Genomic DNA, 11,076 nt, shown 5'->3' with positions numbered 1-11,076 from the left:
TTACCGGCCCCCTACATGATCGAAACCCAGTCGTTTGATGAGCCACTGCGACACGCCTGCTGGCAAGACGGCCAGCCACCAAGTGCCGAAGTTGAGCGGAAACGGGAAGCTGACTCGCGCACGGTTGGCGCGAATGCCACGAATGATCACTTTGGCGGCTCGTTCGGGTGGCCACTCAAAGGGCTTGGGGCCAGGCATGGCATTGCACATGGGGGAGGTGACGTAGCCGGGCATGACGACCGTTACCCCGATGCCGCAGGGGGCGAGCAAGCCGCGCAAGGCTTCGCCATACGCTTTGATGCCCGCTTTGCTGGCACTGTACGTGGGCGTGCTGGGTAGTCCATGCCAACCTGCCAGTGAGCTAATGAATACCAGTTGGCCGCTACCCCGTGCGCGCATGGCGGGCACCAGGTGGTGAGCCATGGCAATGGGGGTGGTGAGGTTGATGTCCAGCAAGGCTTGAACATCGGCCCAGGGCTCGAGTTCCCCCAACTGCTCAGGATGTGTGTTCTTGCCTGCGTTGGCGATCACGATATCCGGCAACTGCTCGGCACGGAGTGTGGTGAGCCACTGCGCTAGTGCCTCCTCATCAGTGAGGTTGATGGAGGAGAGCGTCACTTGCGCGCCTTTCTCTCGGCATGCGCTGGCCAACTGTTCCAGTGCTGAGGTGTTACGGCCATGGAGAATGAGATGCGTCTGCGGGGAGGCATACTCCTTGGCGAGTGCTCCGCCGATGGCCCCCGTGGCGCCGGTAATCAGCACGCGGCGTGTGTGTGGTGTCTTTGTCGAGTACGTTGCATCAACACTCACAGCAGCTTCTCCAGAGGGGATGGGCAGGCCTCTAATATGTGCGCAGCATTATTGACCGCAAGATCGATACTGGGCTGGCAGTAAAAACCGCCGTTTACCTGGGCGGTATGCATCACGGTATTGCGAAAATAGCCGAACAATTCGGCACTGGGCGGTGGTGGCTGGTGCCAAAACTCCTCCAGCGCGCCTTCGTAGGTAAGCCCTGCCAGATTATAAATGGGGTCGCTGAGCGCAAAGGTAGGGCAGTGTGATTCCAGTGAGACGATGCCCACGGTACTGTTCACCGTGACGGTGCCCACTGCATGCTTGATCAGCGCATTCAGATTGCCGGACTCGAGGTACACGATGCGCCCATCCAAGCCGTAAAAGTCTGAGAGACGTTGAATGATGGAGGGGTATTTCACGAGTCCCATATCGAGCGGGTGGTTCTTGATGCACAGCAAGGCATCGCTTGGTGCATGCTCGGCAAACGAGCCCATCACGTGGTCCATGACCTCTTCCATGTTGGCGTAGGGAGAGTGGTCACGAATTTGCGCATCGGTATTCAGCTGCAACGGCAGCATGAAGTAGGGCTTGCCGCTTCTGATCAATCGTTTAATCCGTGCTGCGTCGCGTTTTTTCCACTGTTTGAGCAGCGCGAAGCGCTTTAGGTAGCCCGCATACTCCACCGGTGCGGTAATGGGCGCGTGGTTGCGATAGCGCGGTGCGACCAGGGGGTTCGCCAGCCCGGCGACATGGTACGCCACATCGTGCATGGCGCGGATTTTAAACGATGAGCGAAAGCGTACCGGAGAAGGAAGCCCAGGTAACGCTTTGCCTGTTTCATAAAACCAGGTGGGATCGCGAGGCAGCAGCGAGTGGCCGTTGACTCCCTCACGTTCCAGCGTGATCCAAAAAGGCCGAAAGTAGCCTTCTTCGAACACATGGGTGCGAATGCCTGCGGCCGGGGCTTGGTCGACCGCTGGGCGGTGCACGGGACGCCGGTCGCCGAACAGGACTTGGTCGGTAATGCCGTAGCGTTGCCATAGAGAGGTGACGTAGGCGGGCAGCTCGCTCAGAGGGCCACGAAACAAGTGGCTATGGCTGTGCGTGCGTTGCCAATAGAGGAGGTCGCCCGCGTTGAAGTGTACTTTTACCACGCGGTGGCCGTCGTCGGTGAGGCGGCGGGCTAAGCGTTGGTAAAAGGGCGAGCAAACGCCTTGTAAGAATAAGAATGCGCGCTTCTGCTTCAACTCAATGGCTTCCAATCAACAAGTTACGATAGCAGCGATAAAGGCGCTGCTTCCATGTAAGTAGCGGTGTTTGTGCAGTAGATTGTTGTAACTTTGCCCGCTCCAATAGGCTGACGACGGTCTCGGCATTGCAAAGCTGACCAGAGGTGGGGTCGACGTAATTGGGGTACAGCAATAGCGTGCCAGCAACGAGGGCATCCAGGGTGAGCGTCCGGTTGCGCCTTGGGCAGCGCAGGGCGTCTTGCGTTAGCCCCCAACCCGCATAAAAAGGCAGGCCATAGGTCGTCACTTGACGATGACGCAACAGAGCTTCAAAACCGGTCAGCGAGCTCATTGTATGCACGGCATCCACGCGCTCTAGCAGAGCGGTGATGTCGACGTGGCTGGCGTCCAAATCATACAGACGTTTGGCATCAGTATCGAGTTTGCCTACTCGAGCCCCGCTGATCACATCAGGGTGTGCTTTGTAGATGATGAAAGCATTCGGCTGAGATTGGCGCACGGCTTTTAGCAGCGCGCTATTGGTGCGGATCTTCGGTGAGCCGGTGGCGATGGACGCATCGCTCTCGACTTGTCCCGGCACTAAAATGACCGTTCGATGATCGGGTAAGGCAATGTCTGCCGCCCCAGGCACGTTATATTTCGATAGCTTCAGGGTGACAAGGCGTTGGCGCAATTCGGCGGCCCTGGCCAGTAAGTCATCGCTAAATTCATGCTCGTTGAGTAGCGTTTCCAGGTCGCTTGGCTGACTGGGGTCGTAATAAATACCGTGGCGGTCTATCACCAGTGACAAGGGTTGAGTGAGGTCGACGCCCAGGCCCACCGAGCGGATAAAACCGTCTTCCATGCGCCAAAGATGAGGCAACAGTTCGCTGTGCTGCGTTTTGAAGGTGCCGTCGATACGGCTCGACCATACCAGCAGCCGTTGAGGCTCGACGGCTTGATGGGGGAGTCTCTTTTGATAACGAACGCGGGCAGCAGGGCCCAGAAAATCGCTGATAAAACGTCGCTTCCAAGAGGAGAAGCCGCAAGCGAGCCATGCGCCTCTCAACCGTTCTTGCTGACGCTTTTGGTCAGCGATGAGGTGTATCGTCTCTTCCAGCGTGGATGGCTGGCCCGTGTAGGGGTTAGCGTAACGGCAATAGCGAAGATAGGCCGCCGCGAATACTTCTGGTAATGTACGAGAACGCGTGCGCCGCGGGCAGGGGAGTTGGTCTTGGGTCAGGCCCCAGCCAGCATAGAAAGGGGTGCCAAAGCAGTGGACACGTTTGCCCGCCATAAGCGCTTCGAAGCCAAGCTGGCTAGTCACCACATAGACGTCGTCGACTTGGTCGAACAGGGCCCAGGGGTTGATATCTTCGCTGATGACCTGGCAGCGCGGGTGTTGAAGAGCGCTGGTAAGGTGCCCTTGCTTTTTACCCGCAATCACATCGGGATGAATTTTGACCAGCACTTTGGCCTGGGGGTGATAGGCCAGTGCGTGCTCCAGCATGGCTGAAAAACTGGCGGCGCTCGCGCCACCATACTCGATGGATGCATCCCCCGCCGTTTGGTCGACCACTAACACGGTGGCGCCACTAGCGCTCAGAGGCTTGTCCGGCGCATGGTTATATTTCGATAAGCGATAACGCTTTAGTAAGGCGACGCAATGTTCGGCCCTGGATACTTCTTCCGACGAAAAGTCGGCGGTCGCTAGCCACTGCTCTAGGTCGCTGGGTCGTGAGGCGTCGTAATAAATGCCGCTGTAATCCACTACGAGACTATGCGGTTGGTAACCGGCACTACTAAGCCCTAAAGAGCGTAAAAAACCATCTTCCAGGGCGACGTAGGGAAGACGGCGCTTGTTGGCGTAGCGCCTTGCTCGGCGGCTGGTAGGTTTCAATCCCCACCCAATGACGGCGTCTGGTTGGGCACTGAGGGGACGAAGCGGAAGGACGTCGTCGAATTCTCTTAAAAATGCGGCGAGTGGTGTGATGCTGCCAATGCCTTTAGAGGTGTAACCCGCCGTACGTTTTGCCATGGAGTGTGCCGAAATGTTTTGTCGGGTGGTTTGCGAGATAGGCGGCGAACATACGTGAAATAAGCGTGGTTATCAATTCGCACGCGCTTGGCTTAGAAAATAGCTAAGTTGATTTGTCTCAACGCGCACATTTCAGTTGTTTTTGATAAGTTATTTCTTTCGAGCCATGATAGCGTCTGAACTCGCGAGCCCCACTCAAGGAAAGTTAACGAAATAGGGTTTTCTGGTGCGCCTAGCCCCCCTGATCCATCGACTGATTACGCTTCGTTCGCTAAAAAGCCGGCTGCTGCTGGGGCTTTCCTGTGCGCTGGCCATCTTGGCGGGGGCCGTGCTGGGCATGGCGTGGCAGGTCGGCAAAATTATGGTGCACGAGACCAATATCGCCCACCTGCGCTATGAAGCCGATTTGCTGGCCGATGAGATTACTCAGCAGGTGAATCAGCGCATTACTGCGTTGGAGCTGTTGAGCAGCGCCATGGGGTCCGCCAACGAAACGAGTTGGTTATCGTATGAGCTGCAGAAAAACGATGCCTTGCTCTCCTGGTTCGATGGACTGATTGTGAGTGACGAGTATGGTGAGATCGTGGCGGACTGGCCCAGTGTGGTGGGGCGAGTGGGACTCGATACGGCAGAACTCGAGTATTTCAAGATGGTACGCGGTACACGCCGCCCTTATGTGAGCGAGCCTTTTATTGGCCGTGCAAGCGGCGCACCCATGGTGCTGATGATCGTACCTCGGCTGGACGAGGAGCGTCGTTTTGCCGGGTTCGTAGCGGGGATGGTGAGCCTGGACCCTAGCGGCCTGTTCAAGCGATTGGCCACGATTCGTTTGGGTGACCACGGCTTTGCGGCGGTTTCCACGGCGTCAGGCAAGATTCTTTACCACCCTGATTACGAGCTGGTGAATGCAGAAATCAGTCACGCCCAGCGCAATGCCCTGCTGGACCTGGCCATGGACGGCTGGCAAGGGGAGGGGGTCAGCGAGCTGGCCGACGGGCGCTCCAGCCTGCGAGCATATGCGCAAGTGTGGCCAGCCAACTGGGTCGTTGGGCTCTATTTGCCCACCGAGCAGGCGCAGCTTCCGCTTTCGGGCTTCATCTCCAAGCTGTTTGGTATCTGGCTGGTGATTTCCCTGTTGATGATGCCGCTGCTGTGGTGGTTGCTGGCGCGTATTCTCAAGCCCCTGGAGCATCTCGAACGCCAGATTGGTGAAGTAGGGGCTGGGCGGCGCTCGCAGTTGGCCCTGGCCACGGGGATGCAGGAGCTACAGCAGGTCGCCAATACCTTCAATCGTGTGGAAGACGAGCGCCAGCAACTGGTGGGACATTTGCAGGAGCGTGAGGCGTTTCTCGATTCGGTGCTGAGCGCCACCCCCCAGGGCATGTTCGTGGCCAACTTCGGTGGCAAGATCACCTACATGAACCCTGCGCTTTTGCAGATGCTGAGCATTTCAGCCGATACTCCGATGGAGCAGTGGCTGACACAGATTCACGCGGATGAACGTGAGGGTGCGCGTGATATGTGGCTGCACAGCTTGAATAGCGGCAGTGATTTCGTGCGCCAGCTGCGTTTTCTGCGCAGCGACGGCGAAACGCTGTGGCTGGATATTCACGCCCGGGTGGTGATGTTGACCCAAGGCGGCCACTCCTTGGGGTTGGTCGGTGTGGTGAAGGACATTACCGAGCGGCGCCAGCAAGAGGCGTTGCAGCGCTGGGAAGCCGAACATGACCCCTTGACCGGGCTGTTGAACCGACGTGGCTTCGAGCGCCGCCTGGAAGAGGCCTTCGCCGATTTTCAGAAAACCAGTACGCCTTCGGCGCTGCTGCTGTTCGACCTGGATCACTTCAAGCCGATCAATGACGAAGGCGGCCATGCCTTGGGTGACGAGATGCTGCGCCGTATTGCTCAGGTGGTGGCCTGGGAGGTGCGCCGCAGCGACCACGTGGCCCGCCAGGGGGGCGATGAGTTTGGCGTGCTGTTGCCTAGCTGCACGCTGGGGCAAGCCAAGGTGATTGCCGATTCACTGCGCAAGGCGGTGAGCGAGGTGTCGGTGACCCATGAGGGCAAGAAATATACCGTTACCTTGAGTATTGGGGTGACCGTCTTCGATGAAAGCGATGACGCCGTGGAAGTCGTCCTGGCCCGTGCCGACGCCGCCAGCTACGACGTCAAGGGCCAGGGGCGCGACGGCGTCATGGTCAAGCTGACGAGGGAAAGCGACCCGATAACGCTGTTCGATTAACGCAGCGCAAACCCTTCTGCCTGCCAGGTTTCCAGCCAGCCTGGTAGCGCGTCGGCGGGCATCGGACGGGCAATGCCGTAACCTTGTGCCAGATGGCAGCCCATGGCCAGCAGGGCTTTGGCATGCTCCATGGTCTCGACCCCTTCGGCCAGCACCGGCCGTGAGAATTTTCTGGCCATGAAGATGATGCTTTCCACGATGGCCTTGTCATCCTCGCTTTCCAGCATATCGCGCACGAAGTCGCGGTCTACCTTGATCAACTGCACGGGCAGGCGACGGAAGTAGGCCAGCGAGGAGTAGCCGGTGCCGAAGTCGTCCAGGGCAATTTCGATGCCGAGCCGCTGGCACTCTTCCAGCACGTGCAGGGCGGCCTGCATGTCATCCAGCGTGGCCGATTCGAGTATCTCGATGGCGAGCAGCCGTGAGGGGACTTGCGGGTAGTACAGCAGCAGCTGTTCCAACTGTGGCAGAAAGCCGGGGTGCAGCAGGTGTTGCGGGCTGATGTTGACACTCACCTGCAGTTCGATGCCCATGGCCAGCCAGCTTTGCAGCTGCTTCAAGGCGGCTTCGATGACCCACTCGCCCAGATGAAACTCCAGCTCGCTGCCTTCCAGCAGGGGTAGAAACTCTGCCGGGTTGCGCAGCCCGTGTTGCGGGTGAATCCAGCGAATCAGCGCTTCCGCCCCGACCACGGTGTGCGATTTGAGATCGACCTGGGGTTGGTAGTAGAGACGAAACTCGTTATTGGCCAGGCCGTGCTGAATGGCGCTGCGCTCTTGCTGGCGCAGTTTGACCAGGTGTTCTTCATCGGTGCTGTAGCGGACGCACTGGGCGATCCCTTGGGTCTTGGCCTGGTACAGCGCCTGGTAGGCATGGCGAAACAGGGCGTCTGGGTCGACGTTGTCTTTGGGGTAGCTGGTCATGCCGAGACAGGCGGTGAGCTTCAGCTTTTGCCCGTTCACATGCAGCGGCTGCTGGATGGCGTGCTGGATGGTGGACGGGGTAAGGCGCTGGACTGGCCCGGCCAACACGAACTCATCGCCGCTGAGCCGCGCCGTGATGCCCTGGGCCTTGAAGGGGCTGACCAACGCTTCCAGCCGTTTGGCAATGCGCTTGAGTATTCTGTTGCCGGTGGCGTAGCCAAACAGGTCGTTGAGGCGTTTGAAATCGTCGATGTTGAGGATCGCAACGGCCAGCGGGGTGTCCTGACGTACCAGCGCTTCCAACTGCGTGCGGGCCAGCCGCTGGTTGGGTAGCCGCGTCAGCTCGTCGATATTGGCGGCTTTGTACAGCGCTTCTTCGTGCAGCTTGGTGTCGGTGATGTCCGACTGGATGGCAATGAAGCCGCCGCCGGTTTGCTCGTTGGCGGGCAGCGGGTTGCAGCTGATATGTACCCAGTACGGGGTGCCATCCTTGCGGTAGTTGAGCAGCTCTTCCTCGAAGTGCTGGCGGTGGCGCAGGGCATGGGCGATGCGCAGTACCGTGGCGCGGTCGGTGGCTTTGCCCTGCAGCAGTTGCCCCGGCTTCTTGCCGACCGCTTCTGCGAAGGTGTAGCCACTGAGCCGGGTAAAGCCATCGTTGATCCATTCGATGTTGCCGCGTGCATCGGTGATCACCACACCGTTGCTGGTATTCTTGGCCACCAGAGAGAGCCGTGCGATAGCCTGTTGGTCTTGCTGCTGCTGGCGGTGGTGGCGCAGAGTGTTGATGAACTGCCCGATACTGCCCAGCAGCGGGGCCAGGTACTCCACCAGGTCGGGATGATAGCCCCCGGGGCGATTGGCCAGGCCAATCATGGCGATGCAACGACCGTGGAAGTGAATCGGTGCCCCCAGAAACGCATCGAGCGGTGGATGCCCCGGTGGCAGGCCTCCGCGCCTGGGGTCGTGGGCGGGCTCATTGGCAATGACCACTTCTTCGTGGCGCATGACATGACCGAACAGGGTGTCTAGGTTGCTGAATACCATGCCGTTGGGGGCGTTCTGAGCGTAGAACTGTCGCGAGGGCTCGTCCCAACTGATGTCGGTGATGGCATGGGCCACCAGGTAGGGCGTCTTGTCGGGGTGGTAAAGCACTTCGCCGATGAAGCCGTATTCGCTGCCGGTGAGGGTGAGCAGGTCGTCGAGCAGCGGGTTCAGCGCCTTGGCATTGCCCTGTTCGTCGATGAAGCTGGCCTGCGCCCGCATGATGGCCTGCTCCAGTGCCTGCTGGCGCAGTAGCTGTGTTTCGACCTTCTTGCGGGGGGTGACATCGAGCATGGTGCCGATGAGCTGCACCACTTGGCCATCCACGGCCAAGGGGGTGCCGGTGATTCTGACCCAGAGCGGCTCGCCCGAGGGGGGCTGCATCTCGAAGATGTCGTTGAAGGGCGTTCCGTGGGCAATGGCGGTGTCGATGGCTTCGACGAGCCGGGCGCGGTCAGCCGAGGTGTACGCCTGCATGCGCGCTTCGAAGGTGTTGGCTTGCCGAGCATCGGTTTGATAGAGCGCATCGACCACATCGTTCCAGTGGGTGGTGCGGGTGGCGACATCCATCTCCCAGAGGCCGATGGCGGCATTGCCAATGGCCTGGTAGGCGCGCTGGCTCAGGTAGTGTTCGAACTGCAGCATGGTGCTGCTGGCCAGTTGTTGTAGCAACTCCCGCTGGATAGGGCTCAGTTGGCGGGGCTTTTGATCCATGACGCACAGCGTGCCGATGATGTTGCCATTATCGGCAACCAGCGGCATGCCTGCATAGAACACGACATGGGGCGCTTCACTGACCATGGGCAACTTATGGAGCCGCGCATCCAGGCGTGCATCCGATACTTCGAACAGCTTGGGTTCGAGGATGGCTTCCCCGCATAATGAGAGCTGACGCAATACCTTAGGGCTGTATTCGCCCACGCCACTTTTGACCCAGACGTGACTGGCATCCACCAGCGTGATCAAGGCCATGGGGGTTTCGCAGTAAGCAGCCGCTAGACGGGTGATGCGGTCAAACTCCTGGTCAGCCGAAAGATCCCCCAGTGTGTACCGCTTCAGGGTGAGAGGCCGCTGTGCTTCGTGTTCAGGGACGGCGGGCTGTACCATACGTAACGTATCCGTGATGCGCGTTTAGGGCTACTTTCCCTTATGCCGAGGTGCCTGTCTAGCCAGTCGACAAATCCTGTTCAACGGTAGAGTTTGACATCCTCCCCGCCCTCAGGACGGGGATTCCCACTTCTGGACGGCCATGCCCGACCGCAAGAATGTTCTTGGCCGCGTTCACATCGCGGTCGTGAGTGACACCACACTCACTGCAAGTCCACTCTCTTATTCTCAAGCCTGATCTACCCTTCGGACTACTGACGGAAATACAACCGCAGCTCGAACAGGCTTGGGTGGTGTACGACTCGTTGACCTCTTTAAAAACAATGCCTGCGCTATCGCATTTATATTCCAGCATTGTTTTCAGCATAGCCCAGCCAGCGTCCAGCACTGACTTGGCCATCTTGGTTTTGGCCAACGAGGATGATTTCACATTACCGACGTAGATTTCCCCCGCACGGTTCACCAATTGACGGCTGAACTTGTGCAAGGCGTCCTTGCGCCGATTGGCAATCTTGGCGTGAATGTTTTGGGTACGCTTTTTCTTTCCGGCGCGTTGTGCAACAGCCAGCTTATCTTCCATATCGAGGTAGAAACGACCGGCTTCCAGCCTTGTACCATCCGAGCAGGTGGCGGTATCTTTCAGACCAAGGTCGATACCGATCTTGTCTTGACCGGCTGGCGGGTCTACCTCAATTTCAACCACGACATTGAAGTACCAGCGCCCACGCGCATCCTCGTTGAAGGATGCAGAGCGGAGCTTGTACTGGCTCAGCCCGTAGCTGTCCCAGACTTTGAAGTAACTGCCGTTGTGGAATACTTGCCCGCTCTTCCATTTGGCCGCGCCGGTATTGACCGGAATCCAGCCGAGAGAACGACGAACGCCACGCGATTTGCGCCAGTTGAGACGAGCCTTCCTAAACTGCTTGCGGCGGGTGACATATTCGGCGGCGATGCACTGCAAGGTCTGGCTATGCAGACCAAGTTCCTTGCCCGCCCCTTTGGTATAGGGATGCAGGTCATACGCCGACAGAAACAGACCGCGCTCACGAATGGCACGAGATGAGAGTTCGTTCAGATAGTTCCAGCAAAAGTTCACACTGCGTGCCATGCGGTTAAGCTGGGCAATGTGCTTGTCTCTTACGCGAACTTTTAATGTCTTGGTCTGTTTCATGGCTTTGAGTATACTTGGCCTATGGACAAGATCAAGACTATCAGAACAGGAAGACACTGCGTTTTTGAAATGCACGCCCACTTGGTCTTCGTAACCAAATATCGTGGAAGAGTATTCAATGACGCACACCTTCAATCCCTTGAAACCCTGTTCAGGCAGGTGTGTCAGGATTTCGAGGCTGAGCTAAAGGAGTTCCATGGTGAAACGGATCATGTTCACTTACTGGTGAACTTTCCGCCCAAGGTGGCGGTTTCAAGGCTGGTGAACAGCCTGAAAGGGGTTTCGAGCAGGCGGATGAAGCTGCTGCACCCCGAATTGGTACAGACTTCATACAGGAAAAATGCGCTATGGAGTCCGAGCTACTTTGCGGGAAGCGTCGGCGGCGCGCCGCTGAGTGTCGTAAAGCAATATATTGAGCAGCAAACAAGACCGGAATAGGGGACGCTTCGCGTCCCACGCTATTCATCCTCGCACTAGAAGTACGAGGTTTTTCGCGTTAATTGATAAGACGTCGCTTATCCAACTGAGAG

7 protein-coding genes are annotated in these 11,076 nt (G+C 58.2%); 2 read left to right on the top strand and 5 right to left on the bottom strand.

Annotated features, from left to right (window positions below):
- The 3 genes from RVM27_RS02845 to RVM27_RS02835 are packed head-to-tail and all read right to left on the bottom strand — an operon-like array spanning window position 1 to window position 4,062.
- The gene (locus tag RVM27_RS02845) at window positions 1-810 is read right to left on the bottom strand and encodes an SDR family NAD(P)-dependent oxidoreductase (RefSeq protein WP_498957296.1); all 810 of its coding nucleotides are present in this window, start codon (window positions 808-810) and stop codon (window positions 1-3) included.
- Window positions 807-2,042, bottom strand: coding sequence for a capsule polysaccharide biogenesis protein (locus tag RVM27_RS02840; protein WP_498957295.1), 1,236 nt, complete (start codon window positions 2,040-2,042; stop codon window positions 807-809). Before RVM27_RS02840 ends, RVM27_RS02845 begins: the two co-directional genes overlap by 4 nt.
- A 1-nt stretch (window position 2,043) precedes the next feature.
- The gene (locus RVM27_RS02835; protein WP_498957294.1) at window positions 2,044-4,062 is read right to left on the bottom strand and encodes a capsule polysaccharide biogenesis protein; all 2,019 of its coding nucleotides are present in this window, start codon (window positions 4,060-4,062) and stop codon (window positions 2,044-2,046) included.
- 226 nt (window positions 4,063-4,288) lie between these two features.
- On the opposite strand from RVM27_RS02835, the gene RVM27_RS02830 reads away from it, so the two are divergent.
- Window positions 4,289-6,304 carry a sensor domain-containing diguanylate cyclase gene (locus tag RVM27_RS02830; protein WP_498957293.1) on the top strand — a complete coding sequence of 672 codons (2,016 nt, stop codon included), beginning with the start codon at window positions 4,289-4,291 and terminating at the stop codon, window positions 6,302-6,304.
- On the opposite strand, the gene RVM27_RS02825 is transcribed toward RVM27_RS02830, so the two are convergent.
- Together RVM27_RS02825 and RVM27_RS02820 are read right to left on the bottom strand one after the other, a co-directional pair.
- A complete protein-coding gene (locus tag RVM27_RS02825; protein ID WP_498957291.1) occupies window positions 6,301-9,375 on the bottom strand; it encodes a bifunctional diguanylate cyclase/phosphodiesterase in 3,075 nt (1,024 codons plus the stop codon). The genes RVM27_RS02830 and RVM27_RS02825 overlap by 4 nt on opposite strands.
- 58 nt (window positions 9,376-9,433) lie before the next feature.
- Window positions 9,434-10,546, bottom strand: coding sequence for an RNA-guided endonuclease InsQ/TnpB family protein (locus tag RVM27_RS02820; protein WP_498957290.1), 1,113 nt, complete (start codon window positions 10,544-10,546; stop codon window positions 9,434-9,436).
- Window positions 10,547-10,567: 21 nt separating this feature from the next.
- Between RVM27_RS02820 and tnpA the strand changes: the two genes are divergently transcribed.
- Complete coding sequence (tnpA, locus tag RVM27_RS02815; protein WP_081136850.1) at window positions 10,568-10,984, top strand: IS200/IS605 family transposase; 417 nt, start codon at window positions 10,568-10,570, stop codon at window positions 10,982-10,984.
- Window positions 10,985-11,076 lie beyond the last annotated feature (92 nt).

This window comes from Halomonas sp. KM007 (assembly GCF_050709225.1).
Classification (GTDB): Bacteria; Pseudomonadota; Gammaproteobacteria; order Pseudomonadales; family Halomonadaceae; genus Vreelandella; species Vreelandella hamiltonii.
This window is presented reverse-complemented; position numbering and strand designations above follow the sequence as displayed.

What these genes read in the sequence shown, in the direction of transcription:
- RVM27_RS02820 (WP_498957290.1), bottom strand. Translation starts at nt 10,546, where the DNA reads ATGAAACAGACCAAGACATTAAAAGTTCGCGTAAGAGACAAGCACATT.
- RVM27_RS02825 (WP_498957291.1), bottom strand. Translation starts at nt 9,375, where the DNA reads ATGGTACAGCCCGCCGTCCCTGAACACGAAGCACAGCGGCCTCTCACC.
- RVM27_RS02835 (WP_498957294.1), bottom strand. Translation starts at nt 4,062, where the DNA reads ATGGCAAAACGTACGGCGGGTTACACCTCTAAAGGCATTGGCAGCATC.
- tnpA (WP_081136850.1), top strand. Translation starts at nt 10,568, where the DNA reads ATGGACAAGATCAAGACTATCAGAACAGGAAGACACTGCGTTTTTGAA.